This is a genomic window from Pseudomonas serboccidentalis, assembly GCF_028830055.1.
Lineage (GTDB): Bacteria > Pseudomonadota > Gammaproteobacteria > Pseudomonadales > Pseudomonadaceae > Aquipseudomonas > Aquipseudomonas serboccidentalis.
In genome coordinates, this window is record NZ_CP101655.1 from 4,427,827 (window position 1) to 4,451,216 (window position 23,390).

General features: G+C 62.0%; 23 protein-coding genes. 16 read left to right on the top strand and 7 right to left on the bottom strand.

Annotated elements, in window-relative coordinates:
- Window positions 1-137: 137 nt before the first annotated feature.
- From speA to NN484_RS20195, 3 genes are all read left to right on the top strand, one after another.
- The gene (speA, locus tag NN484_RS20185; RefSeq protein WP_215501366.1) at window positions 138-2,051 is read left to right on the top strand and encodes an arginine decarboxylase; all 1,914 of its coding nucleotides are present in this window, start codon (window positions 138-140) and stop codon (window positions 2,049-2,051) included.
- Window positions 2,052-2,283: 232 nt separating this feature from the next.
- The gene (locus NN484_RS20190) at window positions 2,284-3,624 is read left to right on the top strand and encodes a type VI secretion system Vgr family protein (protein ID WP_274657716.1); all 1,341 of its coding nucleotides are present in this window, start codon (window positions 2,284-2,286) and stop codon (window positions 3,622-3,624) included.
- On the top strand, window positions 3,621-4,415 hold the full coding sequence (locus NN484_RS20195) for a DUF4123 domain-containing protein (protein WP_274657717.1): 795 nt from the start codon (window positions 3,621-3,623) through the stop codon (window positions 4,413-4,415). The genes NN484_RS20190 and NN484_RS20195 overlap by 4 nt, the downstream gene beginning before the upstream one ends.
- On the opposite strand, the gene NN484_RS20200 is transcribed toward NN484_RS20195, so the two are convergent.
- Together NN484_RS20200 and NN484_RS20205 are read right to left on the bottom strand one after the other, a co-directional pair.
- Window positions 4,406-5,761 (bottom strand): MATE family efflux transporter, encoded by a 1,356-nt coding sequence (locus NN484_RS20200; protein ID WP_274657718.1) that lies wholly within the window; start codon window positions 5,759-5,761, stop codon window positions 4,406-4,408. The two genes, NN484_RS20195 and NN484_RS20200, sit on opposite strands and share 10 nt — an antisense overlap.
- Before the next feature lie 87 nt (window positions 5,762-5,848).
- On the bottom strand, window positions 5,849-6,142 hold the full coding sequence (locus tag NN484_RS20205) for a hypothetical protein (RefSeq protein ID WP_007963021.1): 294 nt from the start codon (window positions 6,140-6,142) through the stop codon (window positions 5,849-5,851).
- 239 nt (window positions 6,143-6,381) lie between these two features.
- Here NN484_RS20205 and NN484_RS20210 point away from each other — a divergent pair, with 239 nt between their 5' ends.
- The 5 genes from NN484_RS20210 (at window position 6,382) to NN484_RS20230 (ending at window position 10,910) form a co-directional block, all read left to right on the top strand.
- A complete protein-coding gene (locus NN484_RS20210; protein WP_274657719.1) occupies window positions 6,382-6,684 on the top strand; it encodes a MazG-like family protein in 303 nt (100 codons plus the stop codon).
- Window positions 6,684-7,433, top strand: a complete 750-nt coding sequence (locus NN484_RS20215; RefSeq protein WP_274657720.1) for a methyltransferase — start codon at window positions 6,684-6,686, stop codon at window positions 7,431-7,433. The genes NN484_RS20210 and NN484_RS20215 overlap by 1 nt, the downstream gene beginning before the upstream one ends.
- Window positions 7,434-7,445: 12 nt before the next feature.
- The gene (locus NN484_RS20220; protein WP_274657721.1) at window positions 7,446-8,054 is read left to right on the top strand and encodes a DUF4136 domain-containing protein; all 609 of its coding nucleotides are present in this window, start codon (window positions 7,446-7,448) and stop codon (window positions 8,052-8,054) included.
- Between the two features lie 50 nt (window positions 8,055-8,104).
- Window positions 8,105-8,662: a DUF4136 domain-containing protein gene (locus NN484_RS20225; protein ID WP_274657722.1), complete on the top strand. Its 558-nt coding sequence runs from the start codon at window positions 8,105-8,107 to the stop codon at window positions 8,660-8,662.
- 250 nt (window positions 8,663-8,912) lie between these two features.
- Window positions 8,913-10,910: a pilus assembly protein TadG-related protein gene (locus NN484_RS20230; RefSeq protein ID WP_274657723.1), complete on the top strand. Its 1,998-nt coding sequence runs from the start codon at window positions 8,913-8,915 to the stop codon at window positions 10,908-10,910.
- On the opposite strand, the gene NN484_RS20235 is transcribed toward NN484_RS20230, so the two are convergent.
- Both NN484_RS20235 and NN484_RS20240 read right to left on the bottom strand, forming a co-directional pair.
- Window positions 10,907-13,654 (bottom strand): PAS domain-containing protein, encoded by a 2,748-nt coding sequence (locus NN484_RS20235; protein WP_215501373.1) that lies wholly within the window; start codon window positions 13,652-13,654, stop codon window positions 10,907-10,909. The two genes, NN484_RS20230 and NN484_RS20235, sit on opposite strands and share 4 nt — an antisense overlap.
- The gene (locus tag NN484_RS20240) at window positions 13,651-14,097 is read right to left on the bottom strand and encodes a TadE/TadG family type IV pilus assembly protein (protein WP_127649136.1); all 447 of its coding nucleotides are present in this window, start codon (window positions 14,095-14,097) and stop codon (window positions 13,651-13,653) included. The genes NN484_RS20235 and NN484_RS20240 overlap by 4 nt, the downstream gene beginning before the upstream one ends.
- Before the next feature lie 76 nt (window positions 14,098-14,173).
- On the opposite strand from NN484_RS20240, the gene NN484_RS20245 reads away from it, so the two are divergent.
- Both NN484_RS20245 and NN484_RS20250 read left to right on the top strand, forming a co-directional pair.
- Window positions 14,174-14,644 carry an A24 family peptidase gene (locus NN484_RS20245; RefSeq protein ID WP_274657724.1) on the top strand — a complete coding sequence of 157 codons (471 nt, stop codon included), beginning with the start codon at window positions 14,174-14,176 and terminating at the stop codon, window positions 14,642-14,644.
- Window positions 14,645-14,762: 118 nt separating this feature from the next.
- Window positions 14,763-15,548, top strand: coding sequence for a response regulator transcription factor (locus NN484_RS20250; protein ID WP_274657725.1), 786 nt, complete (start codon window positions 14,763-14,765; stop codon window positions 15,546-15,548).
- A gap of 69 nt (window positions 15,549-15,617) precedes the next feature.
- Here the strand turns inward: NN484_RS20250 and NN484_RS20255 are convergent, their stop codons facing one another.
- From NN484_RS20255 to NN484_RS20265, 3 genes are all read right to left on the bottom strand, one after another.
- Window positions 15,618-16,016, bottom strand: a complete 399-nt coding sequence (locus NN484_RS20255) for a response regulator (protein ID WP_215501376.1) — start codon at window positions 16,014-16,016, stop codon at window positions 15,618-15,620.
- A 66-nt stretch (window positions 16,017-16,082) separates the two neighbouring features.
- A complete protein-coding gene (locus NN484_RS20260) occupies window positions 16,083-16,295 on the bottom strand; it encodes a Flp family type IVb pilin (RefSeq protein ID WP_127649144.1) in 213 nt (70 codons plus the stop codon).
- 119 nt (window positions 16,296-16,414) lie between these two features.
- Entirely contained in the window at window positions 16,415-16,630 is a 216-nt protein-coding gene (locus NN484_RS20265; RefSeq protein ID WP_373557745.1) for a Flp family type IVb pilin, read from the bottom strand.
- Between the two features lie 334 nt (window positions 16,631-16,964).
- Here NN484_RS20265 and cpaB point away from each other — a divergent pair, with 334 nt between their 5' ends.
- Genes cpaB through NN484_RS20295 form a run of 6 tightly spaced genes read left to right on the top strand, consistent with a single transcriptional unit; the run spans window position 16,965 to window position 23,382 of the window.
- Complete coding sequence (gene cpaB, locus NN484_RS20270; protein ID WP_274657726.1) at window positions 16,965-17,897, top strand: Flp pilus assembly protein CpaB; 933 nt, start codon at window positions 16,965-16,967, stop codon at window positions 17,895-17,897.
- A gap of 20 nt (window positions 17,898-17,917) precedes the next feature.
- Window positions 17,918-19,141 (top strand): type II and III secretion system protein family protein, encoded by a 1,224-nt coding sequence (locus tag NN484_RS20275; RefSeq protein ID WP_215501378.1) that lies wholly within the window; start codon window positions 17,918-17,920, stop codon window positions 19,139-19,141.
- Entirely contained in the window at window positions 19,138-20,328 is a 1,191-nt protein-coding gene (locus NN484_RS20280) for a CpaE/TadZ family protein (protein ID WP_274657727.1), read from the top strand. The genes NN484_RS20275 and NN484_RS20280 overlap by 4 nt, the downstream gene beginning before the upstream one ends.
- Window positions 20,325-21,593, top strand: a complete 1,269-nt coding sequence (locus NN484_RS20285) for a TadA family conjugal transfer-associated ATPase (protein ID WP_274657728.1) — start codon at window positions 20,325-20,327, stop codon at window positions 21,591-21,593. Before NN484_RS20280 ends, NN484_RS20285 begins: the two co-directional genes overlap by 4 nt.
- A gap of 18 nt (window positions 21,594-21,611) precedes the next feature.
- A complete protein-coding gene (locus NN484_RS20290; RefSeq protein ID WP_215501381.1) occupies window positions 21,612-22,496 on the top strand; it encodes a type II secretion system F family protein in 885 nt (294 codons plus the stop codon).
- A 1-nt stretch (window position 22,497) separates the two neighbouring features.
- Complete coding sequence (locus NN484_RS20295) at window positions 22,498-23,382, top strand: type II secretion system F family protein (RefSeq protein ID WP_274657729.1); 885 nt, start codon at window positions 22,498-22,500, stop codon at window positions 23,380-23,382.
- Window positions 23,383-23,390: the final 8 nt, after the last annotated feature.

Sequence of the window (23,390 nt, forward strand, 5' to 3'; positions counted from 1 at the left end):
GCCTGTTCATACCGGTTTCTAAACTACACGCGGTCAGCGCGGTCTACCGCCGCGCTGACGAACCGTCATTTTCATTCTTTAGACTGCGCCGGCCTGAGATCAGGCGACGCACTATGACTTCTTTATAGGGGACTTCGATGTCCGTACGACGCACACGCAAAGACGATGGCAGCCAATGGACAGTTGCGGACAGCCGCAGTGTTTACGGGATTCGCCATTGGGGGGCCGGGTATTTCGCGATCAATGACGCCGGTCGCGTCGAAGTTCGTCCGAACGGCCCGAGCAGCTCGCCTATCGACCTGTTCGAACAAGTCGACCAACTGCGCAAGAGCGGCTTGTCCTTGCCGTTGCTGGTGCGTTTCCCCGACATCCTGCAAGACCGCGTCCGTCAGCTGACCGGTGCTTTCGACTCGAACATCGAGCGCCTGGAATACCAGAGCAAGTACACCGCGCTGTACCCGATCAAGGTCAACCAGCAGGAAGCGGTGATCGAGAACATCATCGCCACCCAGGATGTCTCCATCGGTCTGGAAGCCGGCTCCAAGCCTGAACTGCTGGCCGTGCTGGCGCTGGCGCCGAAGGGCGGCACCATCGTCTGCAACGGCTACAAGGACCGCGAGTTCATCCGTCTGGCGCTGATGGGCCAGAAGCTCGGCCACAACGTGTTCATCGTGATCGAGAAAGAATCCGAAGTCGGTCTGGTGATCGAAGAGGCCGCCTCGCTCAAGGTCAAGCCACAGGTCGGCCTGCGCGTGCGCCTGTCGTCGCTGGCTTCGTCGAAATGGGCGGACACCGGTGGCGAGAAATCCAAGTTCGGTCTGTCGGCGGCGCAACTGCTGTCGGTGGTCGAGCGCTTCCGCGTGGCCGGTCTGGATCAGGGCATCCGCCTGCTGCACTTCCACATGGGTTCGCAGATCGCCAACCTCGCTGACTACCAGCACGGTTTCAAGGAAGCGATCCGTTACTACGGCGAGCTGCGCAACCTGGGTCTGCCGGTCGATCACATCGACGTTGGCGGCGGTCTGGGTGTCGACTACGACGGTACCCACTCGCGCAACGCCAGCTCGATCAACTACGACATGGACGATTACGCCGGTGTGGTGGTCGGGATGCTCAAGGAGTTCTGCGACGCGCAGAGCCTGCCGCACCCGCACATCTTCTCCGAAAGCGGCCGCTCGCTGACCGCGCATCACGCGATGCTGGTGGTGCAGGTGACCGACGTCGAGAAGCACAACGACGAAATCCCGCTGATCGAAAACAAGGAAAACCTGCCGGAAACCGTGCAGTGGCTGGTGGACCTGCTCGGCCCGACCGACATCGAAATGGTCACCGAGACCTACTGGCGCGCCACCCACTACATGAGCGATGTGGCGTCGCAGTACGCCGACGGCAAGCTGACCCTGGCCGAAAAAGCCCTGGCCGAGCAGTGCTACTTCGCCGTGTGCCGTCGCCTGCACAACTCGTTGAAGGCGCGTCAGCGTTCGCACCGTCAGGTGCTCGACGAACTCAACGACAAGCTGGCCGACAAGTACATCTGCAACTTCTCGGTATTCCAGAGCCTGCCGGACACCTGGGCGATCGATCAGGTACTGCCGATCATCCCGCTGCATCGTCTGGACGAAGAGCCGCTGCGTCGCGCCGTGCTGCAAGACCTGACCTGCGACTCCGACGGCAAGATCAACCAGTACGTCGACGAGCAGAGCATCGAGACCAGCCTGCCGGTTCACGGTCTGAACGAGGGCGAAGACTACCTGCTGGGCGTGTTCCTGGTCGGCGCCTATCAGGAAATCCTCGGCGACATGCACAACCTGTTCGGTGACACCGACTCGGTGAACATCTACCAGAACGCCGATGGCAGCGTGTACCACGCCGGTATCGAAACCCACGACACCATCGAAGACATGTTGCGCTACGTGCACTTGTCGCCGGAAGAACTGATGACTCACTACCGCGACAAGTGCGCCAGTGCCCGCATCAGTGCCAGCGAACGCACGCAGTTCCTCGATGCCCTGCGTCTGGGCCTGACCCGCTCCTCCTACCTGTCTTCCTGAGATCAGGTGCGCTCCCGTCGGGTTGTCCGAAATTTTTCCGCAGGCTGCGGAAAATTCGGATGATCCGGTGGGACATCTCCCAAAAACCTCGCGAAATGTTGGGCTAACTGCACCAGCAAAGTCATCCGGTCTGCTTTTCGCGTAGGTCATTTCCTAAGTTGTACTTCAGCTCTCTACTCGGCCATGGCTCTCGGCGAGAATCCCCGGCCGCCCCTCCTGTAGAGATCCGCCCATGTTCGATTCAGTCAACGAGCCGTCGTTTCGTCTCGATGTAGCGGGGCTTTCCGCCTCCTTCGAGGTGCTGACCTTTACCGGAAGCGAGGGCATCAGCGAACCCTTCGCCGTTGACATCGATCTGTTGGTCGATGACCCGCACCTGGACCTTGCCAGCCTGCTGTATCGCTCGGCGTTTCTGCAGTTCGGCCCTTTGAACAATGGTCTGAACGGCCAGTTGCAGGGTGTCGTCCAGCATGAACACGGTGAGGGTTCCCGGCTGTGCCGGGTGACGCTGGGGCCGAAGCTCCGTTGTCTGCAACTGCGTTTCAGTCAGCGGATTTTCAGTAGCCAGAACGTACCGCAGATCCTCGCGCAAGTGCTCAAGGAACACGGGATTGTCGGCGTGCAACGGCGCTTCGATTTGCGCAGCGAGTACCCGGTCCGGACCTTTTGCACTCAGTATCGCGAATCAGACCTGCAGTTTGTGCAGCGGCTGTGCGCACAGGCGCGAATCCACTATTACTTCGAGCACAGGCCTGACGGGCACTGTCTGGTCTTCGCCGATGATCCACCGCGTTTGCCCGTGGTCGACGTGGCGTCGCTGGACCGTGGTTCCGCACCCACAGTGCGTCGCTGGCAAGTAGAAGCGGAAGCGGGGGATGTGCCCGAGCGTCCCGCCGGAACCCAAAGGGCCGAAGGCCACAGCGAACTGCCGACCTTGCGCAGCGCTCAGTGGCTGGTGCTGAGTGGATATCCGTTGGCCGAGTGCAACCGCCATTGGTTGCTCAGCCGGATCGAACATCGCGGCGACCCCGCCAGCGAACCGTCGTACAGCAACCGGATTTTCGCCACAGCCCAGGCGCCACTCCCGACACTGGCGAGTACCTGTGCCAGGCCGCGCATGCACAGCCTGCAACGGGCCTGGGTGGTGACGGTTGACGAACCACAGCCCGATGACCTGCGACCGGTGGCGGTGCAGTTCGATTGGCTGTATCAGGGCGAGGGCGCTGCCGCCAGCCACTGTTGGCTGCCGCTCGCACCGGCATTGAGCGAGACGGCGCTGGCGTCATTGCGCGAAGGCGTCGAAGTGGTGGTGAGCTTTCTGGAGGGCGACCCGGATCAACCGGTAATCAGCGGGGTCTTGCAGGTGTCGGCCGTGCTCGAAGACGACGATGAGGCTTCGCTCCCCGTACTGCCGGACGAACTGCCCAGCGCAGGCCTGATGCAATGGCTCAAGTCCGAAGAGCCGCTACTGCTGTTGTGCCTGATGCCCGGCGGAGGCAGTTACAGCCACTGCTCCGCGTCAATCTGCAGTTGCCGACTGGTCGCGTCGCTGGATCAGGGCGGCGCCACTTGAGCGGCGTGGGATTTGTCCAGCAGGCGAATTGGCTGTTGCTCGACAGCGTCGATGCGCAGCAGGCGCTGGCGACACTGCGTCAGGGCTTTGCCGGGGTGCGTTGCACGCGGCTGTTCGACGGCACCGAGTTTCAGGCCGTGAGCGAGCACGGTCCGCTGCTGGTCGATTTGCATGAGTGCCCGGCATTGGCCGCGTTGTGTCACCACGATCCGCAGACCTGGCGCGGTCTGCTGATCGCCAGCGAGGCCTCTGAGCAGGCCCTGCTGAGCCACCTGCAACGGATGCTGAGCGTTTCCTTCGGGCTCAACCACCGCGCCTTGCTCGGTTACTACAACCGCCAGACGGCCAGCTACTTCTTCGATGCCTGCGATGCCGCCGACCTGAGCCGCTGGCTCGGGCCGATCCGCCTGTTGCGCTGGTTCGGTGGCACCTGGGCCGACCTCGCCATTGGCAGTCAGGGCTGGCAGCAATTGCGCAACCCGCAATGGGCGGTCGAACGGCTGGGGATCGACGAAAGTCTCACCCGTCGTCAGCGTGAGCGCTTGCAAAGCTGCCTGCTGGAACAGCACATCTGGCGCTGGTGCCAATCGGCGGCAACTGACTATCCGACGATGGCTTCCCATGTGCAGCAGGGGCTGGCGTTGGGGTTTCGCGAAAGGCCGCTGCTCGATGACTGGCTGTGGCTACGCTTGCAGCATCCGCGTGCGCCATTGCTGTCGGCGCCGGACGGACTGAGTGCGTCAGCGCGGCTCGAACAATTGCGTCAACGCTGGCAACGCGATCAGCCCTGAGCATGGCGGCCGCTGAACCAGCCGTCATTACGCCGCAGCCACAGGGCCAGTGCGCCGAGGGTCAGACTGCGCAGCACCATGAACAACAGGAAAGATATCCACAGACCGTGATTGCCCAGCCCCTGCAACGCCCAGGCGAACGGCAGCAGCAGGGCGACGGTCAGCAGCATGCCGTTGCGCATTTCCCGCGCGCGGGTGGCGCCAATGAACAGGCCGTCGAGCAAGTAACTCCAGACCGCAATCAACGGCAACACCGCCAGATACGGCAGATAGATGAACGCGGTGTCGCGCACGCTCTGGATGTCAGTCTGCATTTCAATGAACAGGTGCCCGGCCAGCAGAAACAGCGCGGCGAAACCGAGGCTGGCCAGCAGCGACCAGCCCCCGGCCACCACCAATGAGCGACGCAAGGCGAGGCGATCACGGGCGCCGATGGCGTGTCCGCACAAGGCTTCGACCGCATGCGCCAGACCGTCCAGCGCGTGGGCGGTCAGCAACAGGCCGTTGAGCAACAGGGCATTGGCCGCCACGGTGGCATCGCCGAGCCGCGCGCCTTGCACGGTGATCAGGAAAAATACCGATTGCAGCGCCAGGCTGCGAATGAAGATGTCGCGGTTGACCGCCAGCAGCGGGCGCCAGCTCTGCCACACCTTCAGCGCCGCCCACGCAATGTGCCCGGGATACGCGCGCAATGCGCCACGGGTCAGCCACAGGCCGAGCAGGGCACCGCTCCACTCGGCGATCACCGAGGCTCGGGCCGAACCGACCACGCCCCATTCCAGACCCATGACGAACCACAGGTTGAGGGCGATGTTGATCAGGTTGGTGCTCAGCAGAATCGCCAGCGGCGCCCGGGCGTTCTGGGTGCCTAGAAACCAGCCGACCAGGGCGTAACTGGCCAGCGCCGCCGGCAGCCCGAATAACCGGGTGTGGAAAAAGTCGCGGGTCAGTTGATCGAGCTCGGCCGACGGCTGCATGAAATGCAAGGCCACGCCGCTCAACGGCACGCCCAGCGCGCCGAGCACGATCGCCAGCCCCAGGGCCAGCAACAAGCCCTGCAACAGTATCTGCCGCAACGCCGCACCATCGCTGCGCCCGGCGGCCTGCGCGGCAAACCCGGTGGTGCCCATGCGCAGAAAGCCCATGGCCCAGGCGAGAAAGGTGTAGAGGCTGGCGCCGACTGCCACGGCGCCCAGTTGATGGGCGTGGGGCAGGTGACCGATGACGGTGCTGTCGACCAGCGCCACCAGCGGCACGGAAATATTGGAAAGAATCATCGGCGCGGCGAGCGCCCAGACCTTGCGGTGAGTCGGGCGGTCGCGCCAGTCGGCAATCAGGTTGGACATGCGGGCTCCTTGGAGGAGCGGGGATTGTAGCGATTCATCTGGTCTGACACGCAATCCATTGCAGGCGAAGCCTACAGGGAGGCTGTGTCAGTGGATGATCCAGCTCAGCAACCACAACCCCAGCAGCAGCCAGATGATCCCGGCAATGATCGACGCATTCATGAACGCGCGGATCGCCGACCACAACAGCATCAAGCCGACGATCAGCGCGAGAATGCTGATGATCGAGGTGTCCATACCCAGCGTCTTGGCCAGACCGTCGACAAAGTTGCCGCCGGCGTTGCTCAGAATGTTGAACAGGCCGCTGAGCCCATCGACGATAAAGCGGATGATCGAGCCGAGTGCCTGGCCGAGCCATTCGAAAAAGCTTTCTACCTGCATGTGTGCATCCTGATGAAAGAGCTGAGCCTTGGGCCACGCCGAGGGTGGCCGAGTTCCCTGTCAGGAGTATGGCTCAATGCTGCGCCGAACGGAAAACCTGTAGGAGCTGCCGCAGGCTGCGATCTTTTGATCTTGATTTTCAAGGGCAAGATCAAAAGATCGCAGCCTGCGGCAGCTCCTACATGGGCCTTGCCTTCAGGACGTATCCCCCCGAAGCTATACGCCTTCAGGAGAACCCGATGAACCTTGTTGAACTGACCGAACGCCTGCACGCCATTCGCGACCGCAATGACTGGCGGCAATTTCACAGCCCGAAAAACCTGGCCATGGCCGCCAGTGTCGAGATGTCCGAGCTGGTGGAGATTTTCCAGTGGCTGACTGAAGACCAGTCGCGCCAGTTGCCGGCGGAAAAGCTGGCGCATGCCGGGCAGGAAGTCGGCGACATCGTGCTGTACCTGTTGCTGCTGTGCAGCGAGTTGGGGCTGGACATGAATGAAGTGGTGCGCAGCAAGCTCGCCGACAGCGAACGGCGGTTCAACTGATGAGCGACCGGCATTTCGATCAGTTGGCGACCCGGTTCGCCGAAAAAATCTACGGCGGCGCCAAAGGGGCGATTCGCCTCGCGGTGCTGCAGGCCGACCTTGCCGAAGCGCTGCCGGACCGGCCGTTGCGGGTGCTGGACATCGGTGGAGGCCTGGGCCACATGTCGCTGTGGCTGGCCGAACGCGGCCACGAAGTGACCTTCACCGAACCGGCCGAGCCGATGCTCGAAGGCGCCCGTCAGCGCTTCGCCGAGGCCGGGCAAACCGCGACGTTCATTCAGGCACCGTGGCAGGAGCTGCTCGGTCAGCTCACTGAACCGTACGATCTGGTGATCTGCCATGCCGTGCTCGAATGGCTGGCCGAACCCCACGCGATCCTTCCGGTGCTGCATCAGCTGACCAAACCTGGCGGCTGGCTGTCGCTGGCGTTCTACAACCGTGATGCACTGATTTATCGCAACCTGCTCAAGGGCCATTTCAAGAAAATGCGCAAGAACGTCATGGCCGGCGAAAAGCAGAGCCTGACTCCCCAGCAGCCGCTCGATCCACGGGAACTGGCGACGCAACTCGAAGGGTTGTGGCAGGTCGAAAGCCAGAGCGGGGTGCGGGTTTTTCACGATTACATGCCGGTGGAATTCCAGGCCCGTGCCGAACTGGCGGACTTGCTGGAAATGGAACTGGCGCACCGTCGTCACCCAAGCTTCGCCGGGCTTGGGCGTTACTTGCACTGGATCTGCCGGCCGATCTGATCGGAGCACGACATGAAAGCACAATCGGGGTTATTGCTGATCTGTCTGGGGTTGGCCGCCTGTCAGGGCAGCAACCCGTACGTGGCGCAATCGCGGCCCCTGCCGCCAGCGCCGCCGCAAGCCGCGACCACCTTCGACCGCAGTGCTTATCCGGCGCCACCGCGCGATTACGGGCGCTATCGCAGTTGGGCCTGGCTCAACGGGCAACTGCCGCCGGGCACCGCGTGGGCGGATTCTGCGCAAGTGGCCGAGGCGGTCAGCAATGCCCTCGACCAGCGCGGCTTGCGCCCGTTACACGACAATCGTCCGGCCGACCTGTTGGTCAGTGCCAACCTGAGTCTGCAAACCCGCCTGCGTCAGGTGCAGGACGATTACGGTTACGGCGGATACAGTGGCTATGATCGATACGGGCGCGGTTATGGCATGTACAACAGCGTGCCGATTGTTCGCACCTATCAGGAGCAGGTTGTCGTGGTGCAGGTCAATCTGTTCGACGCCGGCACTGGTCAACCGGTGTGGAGCGCCAGCGCCGAAACGGCCAGCCAGGGAAGCCAACTGGTGCGCACCGACGCCATTCGCGAGGCTGTGGAAAAAGCCATGTCAGCCTATCCGCCCAGCTAAACTCTATGTGAGAACACTTCGCGGGTTCAGGCCTTCAACCGGAGAAAACCATGTTCCGTCGTCTCGCTTTACTGGTCATGGCCGCGTTGCTCAGTGCCTGCGCCGCCCACCAGGTCAACCATGACTTCGATGCCAGTCGCGACTTTGCCGCGTATCGCAGCTGGAGCTGGAAAGACCCCGCCCTGCAATACCGCCCGGATGATCCCCGGATCAAAAGCGATTTGACCGAGCAACGTATCCGCCAGGCCGTCAGCGACCAGCTCGACCAGCGCGGCTTGCGTCCTGCCGCCGCAGGTACCAAGGGCGACCTGAGTGTGCAGACCTACCTGATCGTCGAGGATCGCCAGCAGCAAGTGACCACCAACTACGGCGGCGGTTGGGGTGGCCCGTGGAACGGTTACTGGGGCGCGCCGATGTACAACGAAACCCGCAACATCACCTACAAGGTAGCGACGATCCAGATTGACCTGCTCGACGGCAAGGACGGCAAACTGGTGTGGCGCGGCAGTGATGAGCAAATGCTCAGCAGTACGCCCAGTCCACAGGATCGCAGCAACTCGATCCGCGAGACGGTCGGCCGGATTCTGGCCAACTATCCACCGCGCTAAGCCGGTTTGAAGAATGGGAGCCCAGCGGCTCCCATTTTTTTGCCTGACACCAATCCCCTGTAGGCCTGAGCCTGCTCGCGATAGCGGTCTGTCTGCCACATAGTTGCTGGATGGATCACCGCCATCGCGAGCAGGCTCACTCCTACAAGGTTTTGCACTGTAGGAAATGGCGCGTTGCCACTAGCCCCGTCTACACTCAAATCCACCATCGGAGGTCGCGCTCGGCAACATGCCGGCAAAGGAGTGCGCCATGTCGCCTCGTTCGCAGTTCAACGGTCCGGCCCGGCAACACGGGGCGATCGGGTTGATGGCGGCTGCCACCCTCAGCCTGGCGCTGGTGCTGATGTTGCTGGTGGTCGACACCGGTCGGCTGTACATGGAGCAGCGCTCGTTGCAGCGGGTGGTGGACAGTGCGGCGCTGGAAGCCGTCAGTCGCGGCGGCAACTGCCAGTCAGGCCTCAGCGCAGCCACTTATGCCGGGCAAAGCGCTGTACGCAACGGCTACGTCGTCGATAGCAACAACACCTTGGCGACCACCTGTGGCAGCGTACAGACCGCGGCCAGCGGACTGCGCACGTTCACCGCCGATGCGACCCGGTCAACGGCGGTCAAAGTCGCGGCCAGTCGCACGGTGACCACCAGTTTTGCCGGTGGCGTACAAGCATTGTTCACCGGCTCAGCGGTCAGCCTCAACACCACCCTGAATGCCTCGGCCGTCGCCGCCCAGCCGACCCCGACGGTTGCGCAACTGAACATCCGCAGCACGCTGGCGAGCATCAATACTGCGCAGTCGAACATTCTCAATCCACTGTTCTCCGGCTTGCTGGGCGGCAACGTCAACCTCACGGCAGTGGGCTGGGATGGCCTGCTCAATACTGACATCAACCTGCTCAGCTACCTCAACCAACTGGCGATCAACCTCAACGTGGCCGCCGGCAACTACACGCAGCTACTCAATACCCAGGCCACGGTCACCCAACTGATTCAGGCGGCCGCGACGGTGGTGCAGCTCAATGGCGCGACGGCCGAGGTGATCACCGCGTTGGGGCAATTGCAGGTCGCGGCGGCCAACGCCGCACCGGTCAAGCTCGGCGACATCCTGCAGTTGCAGACCGGCACCACGGCGGCCGGGCTGGATGCCAACCTGCAGCTGCTGCAATTGATTCAGGGCGTGGTGCAGCTGGCCAACAGCAAAAGTGCGGTGGCCGCGACCTTGCCGATCAGCGTGCTGGGGCTGGCGAACGTCACGGTACGGGTCAAGGTGATCGAGCCGCCGCAGTTTTCGGCGATTGGCGATCCGGCGCGGGCCAAGGCCAACCCGTTGGGGCCGGACCGGATTTATGTGCGCACGGCGCAGGTTCGCACGATGCTCTCGGTGAATCTGCCGGTGCTGTCCGGGGTGACCGGGCTGACCAGTGCGGTGCTGGGGCTGGTCGGTACATTGACCCCGACCCTCAATGCGCTGTTGAGTCTGAATCTGGTCGACACGCTCAACTCAGTGGTCTGTCTGTTGGGCGCCGGTTGCGAGCAACTCGATCCGAAACTGCTGCCGAGCCCGCAAATCGATATCGCACTGGATGCCGGCGGCGCGAAAAGCTATGTCACCGATTACAGCTGCCCGACCGGCAACACCGGCACCAAAAGCCTGACGGCCCATACCATCACGTCGATCGCAGACCTCAAACTTGGCAAGATTGACCCGACCAATGCCTTCTCATCGGCAGCCGAGCCTACGGTCGCACCGTTGCCGCTGGTGGATCTGGGCATCGTGACCTGCCACAGGATTCTGGGCATCGGCAGTTGCGACGCCGCTACCCATGTTCAATACGATGCGGGCGGCATCGCGATCAAACTCGATACCTCCGTCGCGCAGAATACGCAGGACCTGGTGTTTTCCAGTGGCACGCCGTTCGCAACACCGCCCAACCTCAAACTGCCATCCAGCGTGCAATCGGCGGTCCCCACCAACAATATCGTCGGCAGCCTTAGCAACACCTTGGCCGGCATCAACCTGATCGTCTACCAACCGGTGGGCAGCAACCCGCTCGGCGCCATTGTCACCGGTGTGGCTTCGTTGATCAGTGAGGTCAGCAGCCGTTTGTTGCCTGCGGTCACCGGCGTGGTCAGCCCATTGCTCGACCCATTGCTCAACAACCTGCTCAAGTCCCTGGGCATCAACCTGATGGACGTCGACGTCGGCGCCAACATGACCTGCGGCCAGACCGGCAAGGCCTATCTGGTGATCTAGACGTCCGACGCCACCGGCAGTTCGATGCAGAAGCGGGCGCCCTCCACCGAGTTGCGCACGCTCAAATGGCCGCCCATGTTTTCGATGATGCCGTAGCTCACCGACAGGCCCAGCCCGGTGCCGACACCCACCGGTTTGGTGGTGAAGAACGGTTCGAAAATCCGCTCCAGCAAGCGCGGGTCGATGCCGCCGCCGTTGTCCTCGACCCACAGCCGCACCGTGTGCTCATCGCGTTCGGCGTAGATCGAGATCCATGGCTTGAACGTCGAGTCTTTCTCGCGTTTGCCGAGCAGTGCATCGCGGGCGTTGACCATCAGGTTGATCAGCACCTGTTCCAACTGATCGACATAGCCGCGTACTTGCACGGTAAAGCCGGTTTCGCTGATGTGCAGATCCACGCCCTTGCCGCGCATGCCTTCGGCCAGCAGCGACAATGTGCCTTCGATGGCCGAGGCCGGGTTGAACAGTTGCTGCTCGATCTCCGAGCGGCGGCCGAACACGCGCATGTGATCGACCACTTTCGCGGCACGCTGCACCTGGGCGTCGATGCGCTTGAGTTTATCGGTCAGGTAGTCGATCTGCGCGTCGCCGTTGCTCAGGCGCTTGAGCACGTTGACGATGGCCATGCGCATCACGTTCAGCGGCTGGTTGATTTCGTGGGCCAGGCCGGTGGCCATTTCGCCGAGGGTGGCCATTTTCGCGCTTTGTGTGAGTTGCTGCTGCGAGCGCCGCACTTCGGTGTTGTCACGGCCCACGGCCTGCACTTCGAGCAGGCGCCCGTGTTCATCGAACACCCCGCGATCGGACCACACCCACCACGCATGCTCACGCCCGGGCAGTTGCAGGCTGATTTCCGCGGTGCTCACCGGCAGCTCCGGGGTCAGCAGCGCCAGGCGTTGCACGAAGGCGGCGCGTTGCTCGTCGGACATCCAGCTGCCCAGATCGACCCCCGGCAATTGCTCCGGCGTGCATTCCAGATAGGTCGCCAGCGGCCGGTTGCCGAAGGTCAGGGTCAGGTCCGGGCGATAGCGGCAGATCATTGCCGGCGAGTCTTCTACCAGAATTCGATAGCGTTCTTCGCTGTGCCTGACCTGTTCGGCAGCGAGGGTCGCTTCGGTGACGTCCAGCCACAGGCCGACGGCTTCGACCGGCAGGCCAAGGTCATTGCGCAGCAGCTTGGCTTCGTCGAGCAGCCAATGGTATTCGCCGCGCGTGTCGCGCAGGCGATAACGCGCGCGCACCGAGCCTTCGCGCAATAACTGTCGGGTGCGGGTGAAATACAGTTCGCGGTCTTCGGGATGAATCAGCTGCACCCAGTCGGCGGCGCTGCACTCGTCCGGTGTCCAGCCCAGCAGAGGTTCCAGGCTGGCACTGAAGAAGGCCGGGATCAGTGCGCCTTCGACGTAGCGCTGGACATAAATCACCGCCGGCGAACTGGCGATCAGGTTGTCCAGTCGTGCATGGGCGGCTTCGGCCCGTTGCTGCTGGTTCCGGGTGTCGCTGATGTCGAGCATGAACCCCACCAGCCGCCGATGCTCACCCGTGCCGGCGACCTGCCCCTGCACGCGATACCACTGCGGTATTTGTTCGCGGTCGCTGCGGTGCAGACGAACGCTCAGCGTCAGGGGCTCGCCGTGCAGTTGCAGGGCGTGCAGGCGGCTGCGCAGTTCTTCGCGATCGGCCGGATGAATCAGCGCCAGCCAGTCTTGCAGCGGGATTCGAGCTCTGTCCGCCGGCAACACGTCGAGCAGCGACGGGGCCAGCAGCACGTCGTCACCGAGCATCTCCCACCAGCCGGTACCGAGCAGGGTTTGCAGCGATTCGAGCCGCTCGGTGTAGTGATGATGCTGCTGGTCACGCAAGCGGCTGAGCAGTGGGGCTGCCAAGGCACTGGTCAGTGACATCCAGTCGCGGTCGCTCAGGTGTGGCGCGGCAACGTCCACGGTGTAGAAGCCGCAGAGCAGCCACGCCATTACCCCGCGATCATCGCTGTAGGGCACAGCGAACCCATCGGCGTTGCCGAACGTGGTTTCCACTCGCGAATGTTCGTACAGCCCATGATGGGCGCCGAGACGCTGCGGCGCGCTACCGTTGAGGCTGTCGAGCGGTGTGCCCAGACGCTGGCCGTCCTGCCACAGCATCGGGGCATCGTGGGCGCGATATTGTTCGAAGATCTGCCAGCCCTGTTCCTGTTCGTCGAGCAGGGCGATGGCCAGGCACGGGATATGCCAGCGCTGGGCGATGGCCTGCAATTGCTCGCTGACCACCACCGGCAGGCGCGTCAGGCTACAGACGCGCAGGTGCTCGCTGATCTGCCCGGCGAGGGCCTGACAGGCGTCGCGATTGCGCGCTTGCTGGCGCTCGAGCAGCAGGTCACCGATGTCCATCAATTGCAGTACCCAACCCTCGGCCAAGGGCTGCACCCAGCCGCGCAAATGCAAGGTCTGATCACTGAGTCCGGGGAAGTCCAGGTCGAGCATTTGCCCTTGCCAGTCTTGCGGGCGGCCTTCAATCGCCAGTGTGCTGTGCGCCAGTAAATAAGCCGACAGCGGCAACGGTGACTCGTGGGGCGGCCGTTGGGCCAACTGTTGGCGCAACGGCCCGGCCACCTGCAATACGCAGCCTTCGTTGTCCAGGTGCAGGTGCAGGCCCAGCGCAGGAGAGCCGAGAAGGTCGGGCAATTCGCTGGCAGGCGTCGGCGCGCGTTTGAGCAAGCGTCCGAACAGATTGTCGCCGGAGGTCAAAATTTCAGGCTCGACGTGGCAGTAAGGTTGGCGGGCAGGCTCGGCACCGCACCCACGCCCGGCAAGACCAGAAACGGGATGACCTGATTGAGCTTGCTGGTGGGGTAATTGACGCTGACTGTCAGCGTGCCTTGAGTGGCGTCATACACCGCCGAGGTATCGACGCCGACCACCAGGTTCAGCGTTGATGGCACCCACTGCAATTGCTGGGTCAACGCGGCGTTGGCGGTACTCACCACCACGCTGGCATAACCGGGGGTATTGGGGTCGACCGCGACGCTGCGGCGCACCGCTTCGGACGTCGCCTCGTTGAACGTCTGCATCAATACAAACGGCAGGCTGTAGCTGACCAGTGCGTAGAACACAGCGAAAAAAATCACGAATACCAAGGCGAATTCGATCGCCACTGCGCCTGCCTGTGATTTTGCGAAGCCGGTTTTCATGACTGCGTCTACCCTGACGTTCACTGCGTAGTATCAGCATAGAATCAATCAGCAAAATCGGACGGGATTTAACCGGATGCAGAGTTTAGTTCTCCTGATCTGGCTGGCCGTGTGCGCCGCCCAGGATGCCCGGCAACGGCGTATTTCCAATGCTCTTACGTTCGGTGCGGGGGCGCTGGCGTTGATCCATCTGTCGGTGACTGGCACGACCTGGCTCGGGACCGATGCGCAGGAGGGGCTCTGGGCCGGCGTGATTGCCCTGGCGTTGACGCTGCCGGGGTATTTCATGGGCCGCATGGGCGCAGGCGATGTGAAATTAATGACAGCCCTGGGCCTTGCGACGAACGGTTTATTCATTCTTTGTACGTTTATCGGCGCGGGTGTCGCCAGTTTGCTGTGGCTGCTGATCGCGCCAAGAGTCTGGCTTCATACGAGTCAAGGGCTTAGAGAACATCTTCGATATATGGAGCCGGGAGTGTCAAAGAAGCAGCCTTTTGCACCGTTCGTGCTGGTGGGAGTACTGCTGTCAGTGCCTTGGATCCATTAGTCGCAACTTGCCACTAGTCCTATGTACATAGTCGGAAAGTGCGTCTACTTTCAAAGGAAGTCGTTACACCGCCAAAGTGCAGAAAAAGTCAGCTTTGGCCCGAGCAATGGAGTGGTTCGTGAACAAGCTTACGTCTGCGGTAAAAGTGCTCGTGGTCGATGATCAACCGTTGATTGTCGAGGAGTTGTGCGAGTTTCTCGAAAGCAGTGGTTACCGCTGTGTGCCATGTGAATCCAGTCAGCAGGCGATTGAACGTTTCAGCCAGGACGCGGAAATCGGCCTGGTGCTGAGCGATCTGCATATGCCGGACATGAATGGCATCCAGTTGGTGCAGGAGCTGCAACGTATCGGCGGCAAACACCGGGTGTTCGAAGCGATCATGCTCACCGGTCGGGCCGATAAACAGGACGTGATCAAGGCTCTGCGCGCAGGGATTGCCGACTACTATCAGAAACCGGTCGATCTGGATGAACTGCTCGAAGGCGTGAAACGTCAGGAAGCGGCGCTGCAGGATCGGCACAAGAATGTGCAGTTGGGTCATCTGAACCAGAAGCTGCAATTTCTTTCCGAGTCCATCGACGATCTCTACCAGGACCTGGACAAGGTCCGGCGCAATCCGGCGGCGGTGGTCAGCGACATGCTCGGCGGCGAAGGCGCAGGCGCCGCGCAGGAGATTCCGGCGATCTTCAATCAGTTGTCGCCACGGCAACTGGATGTGGCGCGCCTGGTGGGCAAAGGGCAGACCAACTATCAGATCGCCTGCGAGTTGGGCATCACCGAAAACACCGTAAAGTTGTACGTCTCGCAGGTGTTGCGCCTGACCCACATGCACAACCGCACCCAGCTGGCACTGGCGCTGTCGCCGAGTGCTTCGGCGGCTCGTCAGCGTGTAACCGCACACTGATTTCGATTGCCTGTCCATCCCGGACAGGCAGTCAATTCTGCCAAAAACACCTCGCCTGAATTACTCTGGCTACGTCTTCGGTTTGGGGAACAGATTGTCCAGGGTTTCCAGCAGGCGCACGTGGTAGATCGGCTTGCGAAACAGGTCCAGCACCTGCAGGCGCAGCATGTCGCTGACGTCCTCCATGTCGGCGTGTCCTGACGTGACGATCACCGGCAGATGCTGGCGCGAAGTGTGCTCGCGCAGGCGCTTGATCAGCGACATGCCGGACTCTTCCGGCATGCGCAGATCGGTGATCACCAAGGCGATATCCGGATTGCGGGTGAGGTGGTGCAGGGCGAGCTTCACCGAAGTCGCGGTGTGGCAGGTAAAGCCCTCGCCCTCCAGTAACTCGGCCAGCTCAAGCAACGCATCCTCTTCATCGTCAACCAGAAGCAACTGTTGGCGGGGGAGTGAGGAAGCATTCATGGGCAATCCCTGAGAAGCTGAAAGTGCAATCGAGTGTAGCGCGACATTCGCCTGACGCGACTCACATCAGGGGGTCTGCACCGGAGCCGTTTGCGCAGTGCCGCCGAGCGCCACCAGAACGTTGTTGAAAATCGCAAAGATCTTCGCGCCCAAAGGTGTGATGAACACAACGACGACGACCGCCACCATAGCCACCACAATGGCGTATTCGATGGCTGATGCAGCCTCTGTGCTTGCCAGAAACGACCTCAGGCGCAATATCAGGTATTCAAGGAACATTGACATTCTCCTTCGTAACGGCGGGTGATCGGACTTACGAAATCCGATGAGTTGCCAGTGCCTGAGCGCTGCTGAACGTCAGCATGGGCACGAGCACTGGAAGAGGGGAAAGGTTTTGATCAGGGCGTCGTTCTGACCTGTGCCGTGCCACCGAGCTTGGTCAGCACCACGTTGAAAATGGCCAGCACCTTGTCGCCGATGGGCGTTACGAATACCACGACAACGACCGCCACCATTGCCACCACGATCGCGTATTCAATGGCAGACGCACCTTCTTCGCTTCTGCACAGCAGCCTGGCCCTGGCCAGTAGATAGTCGATGATCATCCGAAACATATGTCCACTCCTTCGCGCCTCTGGCGCCGATCCAACGCTACAGCGGCATGCTTGCACCGTGCTATCAGAGCATTGTCAACAAACCCTCGGTCAACAACTGTAAGAACGGATTAATCACAAAGGATTAACCGGATCGTTAGTCGGGCCGCTCCCTACAGTTAATTGGCCAGGACTCATACTTTAGTGAGTTATTTTCCTGTCAGTAATGGCGTTTTGGCACGGATCAGCTAGCTTGGAAATAGCGAAATAGTTGCATGTTCATAGCTGCCTGATCGCGAAAAATTCTCTCATCGGAAGTACAGGTCGTCGGTGCAGCAGGAAAGGGAGAGCCGTCATGAACAGTCGCGTCACCATGGGTCTTGCAGCGGTGCTGTTGCTGGGTGCAATCATCGTCGGTTACTGGGGTCTGGTTCTCAGTCGGCAACCGGCTCCCGTCGCCCAGGCGCCTGCTGCCCCGGTGGTCGTTATGGAAAAAACCGTCGCCGCCGCCGAAGACCAGACCCGTCAGCCAGTGGTCGTGCTGTTGCACGATGTTCCGCCTTTCACCCCTCTTACAGCTGCCGATGTGGCGCTGGAAAAACTGCGCAGCGCCCCGGCCGGCAGCCTTTCCAGTGTTGATCAAGCGGTGGGGCGCACGCCGTGGCGGCACCTCAGCGCCGGCACCTGGCTCAATGATCAAAGCTTCGAAGCCGGCGGCGCGCTGGCGCGGATGATCCACAGCGATGAGCGCGCGCTCACCGTGGCCGTGGACGAGGTGATCGGTGCCGCCGGGCAATTGGTTCCCGGCGACTACGTCGACGTGCTGCTCTATCTGCGGCAGGACGCGAGCAATCTGCAGCAGTCGGCGCAGATTGTGGTGCCGGCCATGCGCGTGCTTGGCGTCGGTGACCAATACGGTCTGACCAACGATGGCCAACCTGCCAACCCGGCCCTGAGCGCCGACGACAAACTCAAACAGGATCAACGCCGGATCGCCGCACGCACCGTGGTGCTGGCGGTGCCTGAGCAATTGCTGAGCCGGATGATGCTCGCCACCCAGGTCGGCACGTTGCGCCTGGCCGTACGCAGCAGTGAGGAGCAGCGTCTGGCGAAATACTGGGCCGGTGAAAAGCAGTCGCCGGCGCACCTGGACAACGCCAACAGCCAACTCTTCCAGTTCACGCAACTGGCCCTGGGCGCCGCGCCGAAAGCGCCGGCCATTGGCGGCCATGCGCGGACGCCGATGGAAGTGATCCGCGGCAATCAGGTTACCCAACAAGTCCCATGACTGAGCAAGGATCCACGTGCATGCAGAGTCGATTTCGGCCGCTATTAAAACCTGTAGTCCGGGCCTTGGTACTGATGGGACTGTCGATAAACGCGGCCATGGCGGCCACGGGCAATTGCTCGGCACTGGGTCGTATGCCACCGGTGATCGAGATCGGCGAAGGGTTCCAGCAGGACATCCAGTCACCCGTGGCAATCACCCGCGTGGCCATTGGCGACCCGAAAATCGCTGATGTGCACGACACCGGCAGCGCGTCGTTTTTACTGACCGGCGTGGCCCCCGGCGCTACCAGCCTGATGGTCTGGACGGCATGTTCCAGTGAACCTCGCCAGAGCATGGTCTTCGTACAAGGCAGTGCCACCGCGGCATTGACCAGTGCCAACCGCATGCCTTCCGATGATCCGACGCTGCCCTCGCAAGTGCAGACCGACATTCGTTTCGTCGAAGTCAGCCGCACCAAACTCAAGGAGGCCACCGCGTCACTGATTGGCACGCGAGGCAATTTCCTGTTCGGCTCCCCCGGTACTTTGCCGCCCATCGACGGCGTGCCGACGCCGAGACTGCCGGTGGACAACGGCCTGTTCAACTTCTCGTGGATCGGCGGCAAGACCATGGCGATCATCAACGCGCTGGAAACCAGTGGCTTCGCCTACACCCTCGCGCGGCCGAGTCTGGTGGCACTGAGCGGGCAGAGCGCAAGCTTTCTGGCCGGGGGGGAAATTCCGATTCCGGTGCCCAGCGCCGGCAGCGACAACGTGTCGATCGAATACAAGGAGTTCGGCATCCGGCTGACCCTGACCCCGACCGTCATCAGCCACGACCGCATCGCGCTGAAAGTCGCACCGGAAGTCAGCGAACTGGATTTGAGTAACGCCGTGCAGATCGCCGGTACCACTGTGCCGGCCCTGACTATCCGCCGTACCGACACCAGCGTCTCGCTGGCCGACGGCGAAAGCTTCGTGATCAGCGGCTTGATCAGCACCACCAACAGTTCACAGGTGAACAAGTTTCCGGGACTGGGCGATATCCCGGTGCTCGGCGCCTTTTTCAAAGGCTCGCAGATCAAGCGCGAAGAGCGCGAACTGCTGATGATCGTCACTCCGCATCTGGTCCAGCCGTTGGCGGCCGATGCGCAACTGCCGTCGCTGCCGGGAGAAAAACTGCGCAACTACGACCCGAACTTCTACCGCATGTTCTTCCTGGAAAACGGCAACTTCGACAAGCGCAGCGGACTGTCCCAATGAACCAGAACCTGAGCCAGACCTTTCTTGCGATCACCCGTAACAGCACTGATCTGGAGTGGCTGCAAGGCGCTCTCGCGCCGCTGGGCCAAGTGGTGAGCGCCGGGGCCGGGAGCCTGGATGAACTGCTGGCGCTGGTGGACGTCACCTTTGCCAGCCTGGTGTTCGTCGGCCTCGACCGTGACCATGTGGTGGCGCAGAGTGCGTTGATCGAAGGTGCGCTGGAAGCCAAGCCGATGCTCGCCATCGTTGCGCTCGGCGACGGCATGGACAATCAACTGGTGCTCAACGCGATGCGCGCCGGCGCCCGGGATTTCGTGGCGTACGGTTCGCGGGCCAGTGAAGTCGCCGGGCTGGTGCGACGCCTGAACAAACGTCTGCCACCGGTGACGGCCAACACCCAGCTCGGTGGCCTCACCGTGTTGTACGGCGCACAGAGCAATTCCGACGGTGCGTTGTTGACCAGTCACATGGCGCAGGTGGTGCAAAAGAGTGGGCAGCAAACTCTGCTGCTGGATCTGGGCCTGCCCCGTGGCGACAGCCTGGCATTGCTCGGGCTCGAGAGTTCGTTTCATTTCGGCGATGCCTTGCGTCATTTGCGCAGGCTCGACGCCACGCTGATCGACAGCGCCTTCACCAGCACGGACGCCGGCTTGCGGATTCTGGCGTACGCCAGCAGCGACGAGCCGCTGGAAAGCACCAGCGCCGCCGAGCTGTACATGTTGCTCAGCGCCCTGCGCCAACACTTCCAGCACATCGTCGTGAACCTCACCGGGCAGTCCGAGAGCGAAGCCTTACGCACGTTTGTCAGCCATTGCGACAAGCTGCTGTGGTACACCGATCAGAACGTGCTCAACTGCCGCCGCAACCTTGCGGTGCTCAACCTGTGGCGCGAGAAGGGCATGAAGCTCGACCACGCGCGTCTGCTGGTGGACGGCTATCTGGGCAACGTTGCACCGGATGCCGAGACCCTGGGCAAAACCTTCAATCTGGAAGTGATCGCGGTGTTGGCCGCCAACGCCGAAGTGCGCCTGAACGCCAAGAACCAGGGCGTCAGCCTGTTCGAACTGGCCCCGCGGGAAAAACTCACGCAGAGCCTGCGCGCCCTCGGCGAGCTTCTGGCCAAGCGCTCCGAAGGCCTGGCCAAACCCAAGGTCACCTGGTTCGACCGCTTGCGAGGCACCTCATGAGCGCAGAAAAACTGTTCGGCGCGGTGCCGCACGGCGCGGTCGGCAATACCGATCACGAAGGGCTGAAGCTGGTCCTGCACCGCTACATCATCGACGCCATCGAAGAGTCGGGAAAAAACCTGCTGGAAGGCTCGCGCCAGTTGCTGGCGCAGTTTGTCACCGACAAGGCCGCCGAATACATCGCCCGCTTGCACCTGGCGATTTCCCGTTATGAGATGGAGCGCCTGGCTGAGGAAATCGTTGATGAACTCACCGGCTTCGGTCCGCTGGAAGTGCTGCTGCGCGATCAGTCGGTGACCGAGATTCTGGTCAACGGCCCGCACCGGGTGTTCATCGAACGCGATGGCGTGCTGCATCAAAGTGACCTGCGTTTTATCGATGCGCATCACGTCGAGCGGGTCATGCAACGGATTCTCGCGCCGCTCGGGCGACGCCTCGACGAGTCTTCGCCGATGGTCGATGCGCGCCTGCCGGACGGCAGTCGGGTCAACGCGATCATTCCGCCGATCGCCCTCGACGGCCCTTGCCTGTCGATCCGCAAGTTTCGCAAGGACATGCTCAAGAGCAGCGACCTGATGGCGATGCAGACCATCGATCTGGCGATTTTCGAGTTTCTCCAGGAGGCGGTGGGCAAGCGCTGCAACGTGCTCATCAGCGGCGGTACCGGCACCGGCAAAACCACGTTGCTGAACATTCTCAGCCAGTTGATCAACCCGCACGAACGGCTGGTGACCATCGAGGACGTCGCCGAACTGCAGCTCGGCCACCCGCACGTGGTACGTCTGGAAACCCGTCCGCCGAATGCCGAGGGTCATGGTGAAGTGAAGGCCAGCGACCTGATTCGCAACGCCCTGCGCATGCGCCCCGACCGGATCATCCTCGGCGAGATTCGCGGCGTCGAAGTGGTCGATGTGCTGACCGCCATGAACACCGGGCACGACGGCTCGATGAGCACCGTGCACGCCAACAATGCGCAGGATGCGTTGCTGCGCCTGGAGACGCTGGTGGGGCTGACTGGCCGCTCGATCGCCGAGCGCACCTTGCGCCAGATGATCTGCGCCGCCCTCGACGTGATCATCCAGCTGACCCGCATGCCCGATGGCCGGCGCTGCGTCAGCGAGGTGGTGGAAGTGGTCGGCATTCGTGAAGACGTTTACGTCACCAACACCCTGTTTCGCCTTGATCGACGTACCGGTTTCGGCTTCCTGCGCGAAGCGGTCAATCCGGCGGGCGACAAGTTGCGGCACGAGACGAACCTGGGCTGACAGCATGGAACTCGCATCATGATCGGACCGGCCATTCTCATCCTGCTTTGTCTGATCCTGCTCGGGCTGTCGATCTGGTTGTTCCTGCGCGGCATCCACAAGACCAGCAACGAGCGCGTGCTCAACCGCCTCGCGGCGGGGCAGCCACAACTAGCCGCGCAGAAACCGACCTGGGTCGGGCTCGAGCGGATGTTTTTGCGCGCCGGACTGGGGCGGCCCAACGAGCGCTTCGGCCTGTGGCTGACGTTGTGGGGTGTGGCGATTGCCCTCGGTTATCTGCTGGCGAGCTGGATCGGTTTGCTGGCGATGCTGTTGGCGCCGCCGCTGATCTTGCGCCTGTACATTTCCTGGCTGTACCACCGCCGGATCAGACGCATGATCGAGCAGTTGCCGGCGTTGCTCGACCACACCGTGCGCAGCCTCAAGTCCGGACGCACCCTGAGCGATGCGGTCATGGGCAGCATCGAGGCGAGTGACGATCCGCTGAAAGAAGCCATGGGCCGGGTTCAGCGCAACGTGCAGCTGGGCGTCAATCTGCCGGATGCGGTCAGTGACCTTGCCGAACTGTATGAACAGGACGAGCTGCGCATGTTCGCCCTCGGCCTCAAGGTCAACCATCGCTACGGCGGCAATGCCAGCGAGTTGCTGGAGAACCTGATCAAGTTGATCCGCGAACGTGATCAGGGCGCCCGGCAACTGCGCGCGCTCACAGGCGAGACGCGCATGACCGCCTGGGTGCTCGGTTCGCTGCCGGTGATCCTGGTGAGTTACTTCATGCTGACCAACCCCGGCTACATGCTCGGCATGTGGCACGACTCCGGCGGCCAGACCATGTTGATCATCGCCGTGGTGTTGCAAGTGACCGGTTGCCTGGCGCTGTGGCGCATGTTGCGGAGTATTTGAAATGGTTTATCTCGCCGCCCTGATGCTGTTGCTCGGCGCCCTGTTGCTGGTGGTCAACCATCTGCTGACGGAGCGGCGTCGGGTGCGCCAGGTCAACCAGCGGTTGCAGGGACATCTGGTGCGCGAGAGCCGCTTCGGCCATTGGCTGCGCGCATTGGGCAACAGCAAGTTCGGCCAGCGCTCGGTCAGCATCGACAGCGAAACCCAGACCTTGCTCAGCCGCCTCGGCTGGCGCCGCGCCAGTGAGCGCTCGCTGTACGCCGCCTGCCAGATTGGCACACCACTGCTGATGCTGGGGTTGGCAATTTTTCTGCAGGAAGTGTTTTTTCCTCACGCGGCCAATCGCTGGATAGTGCCCATGCTCGCCACCGGCGCCGGTTATCTGCTGCCCAAGCGACTGCTGGCGTACGCCGCCGGGCGTCGGCAGAAAACCATCGCGGTGGAAATCTCCACGTTCATCCCGCTGCTGCGCATCCTCTTCGAATCGGGGATGGCGGTCGAACAAGCCTTGCGCGTGCTCAGCAGCGAAGGGCAAAAACTGCTGCCGGAACTGACCCGCGAGCTGCGCCTGATTCTGGCGCGGGTCGACTCGGGACTCGAGCTGGGACAGGAACTGCACAAGACCTCGGTGATGCTCGCGGTCGATGAGTTCACCGACACCTGCGTGATCCTGCAACAGCTGATTCAGCAGGGCGGCGGGGCGATGAAATCGCTGTTGGCGCTCAAGCAATTGCTCGACGACCGACGCCTGACCCGACTGCAGGAATATATCTCGAAGATGTCCGCGAAGATGTCGGTGGTGATGATGCTGTTTCTGTTTCCTGCTTTGCTGATCGTACTGGCCGGCCCGGGATTCACCGCGATTACCCGGGCGTTTGCAAACTGACGTTGGCT

Coding starts and splice junctions, on each gene's coding strand:
- NN484_RS20200 (WP_274657718.1), bottom strand. CDS start 5,761: ATGTCCAACCTGATTGCCGACTGGCGCGACCGCCCGACTCACCGCAAG.
- NN484_RS20210 (WP_274657719.1), top strand. CDS start 6,382: ATGAACCTTGTTGAACTGACCGAACGCCTGCACGCCATTCGCGACCGC.
- NN484_RS20265 (WP_373557745.1), bottom strand. CDS start 16,630: ATGTTTCGGATGATCATCGACTATCTACTGGCCAGGGCCAGGCTGCTG.
- NN484_RS20230 (WP_274657723.1), top strand. CDS start 8,913: ATGTCGCCTCGTTCGCAGTTCAACGGTCCGGCCCGGCAACACGGGGCG.
- NN484_RS20240 (WP_127649136.1), bottom strand. CDS start 14,097: ATGAAAACCGGCTTCGCAAAATCACAGGCAGGCGCAGTGGCGATCGAA.
- NN484_RS20295 (WP_274657729.1), top strand. CDS start 22,498: ATGGTTTATCTCGCCGCCCTGATGCTGTTGCTCGGCGCCCTGTTGCTG.
- NN484_RS20290 (WP_215501381.1), top strand. CDS start 21,612: ATGATCGGACCGGCCATTCTCATCCTGCTTTGTCTGATCCTGCTCGGG.
- NN484_RS20260 (WP_127649144.1), bottom strand. CDS start 16,295: ATGTTCCTTGAATACCTGATATTGCGCCTGAGGTCGTTTCTGGCAAGC.
- NN484_RS20220 (WP_274657721.1), top strand. CDS start 7,446: ATGAAAGCACAATCGGGGTTATTGCTGATCTGTCTGGGGTTGGCCGCC.
- NN484_RS20225 (WP_274657722.1), top strand. CDS start 8,105: ATGTTCCGTCGTCTCGCTTTACTGGTCATGGCCGCGTTGCTCAGTGCC.
- NN484_RS20255 (WP_215501376.1), bottom strand. CDS start 16,016: ATGAATGCTTCCTCACTCCCCCGCCAACAGTTGCTTCTGGTTGACGAT.
- NN484_RS20245 (WP_274657724.1), top strand. CDS start 14,174: ATGCAGAGTTTAGTTCTCCTGATCTGGCTGGCCGTGTGCGCCGCCCAG.
- NN484_RS20190 (WP_274657716.1), top strand. CDS start 2,284: ATGTTCGATTCAGTCAACGAGCCGTCGTTTCGTCTCGATGTAGCGGGG.
- NN484_RS20285 (WP_274657728.1), top strand. CDS start 20,325: ATGAGCGCAGAAAAACTGTTCGGCGCGGTGCCGCACGGCGCGGTCGGC.
- cpaB (WP_274657726.1), top strand. CDS start 16,965: ATGAACAGTCGCGTCACCATGGGTCTTGCAGCGGTGCTGTTGCTGGGT.
- NN484_RS20215 (WP_274657720.1), top strand. CDS start 6,684: ATGAGCGACCGGCATTTCGATCAGTTGGCGACCCGGTTCGCCGAAAAA.
- NN484_RS20275 (WP_215501378.1), top strand. CDS start 17,918: ATGCAGAGTCGATTTCGGCCGCTATTAAAACCTGTAGTCCGGGCCTTG.
- NN484_RS20280 (WP_274657727.1), top strand. CDS start 19,138: ATGAACCAGAACCTGAGCCAGACCTTTCTTGCGATCACCCGTAACAGC.
- speA (WP_215501366.1), top strand. CDS start 138: ATGTCCGTACGACGCACACGCAAAGACGATGGCAGCCAATGGACAGTT.
- NN484_RS20205 (WP_007963021.1), bottom strand. CDS start 6,142: ATGCAGGTAGAAAGCTTTTTCGAATGGCTCGGCCAGGCACTCGGCTCG.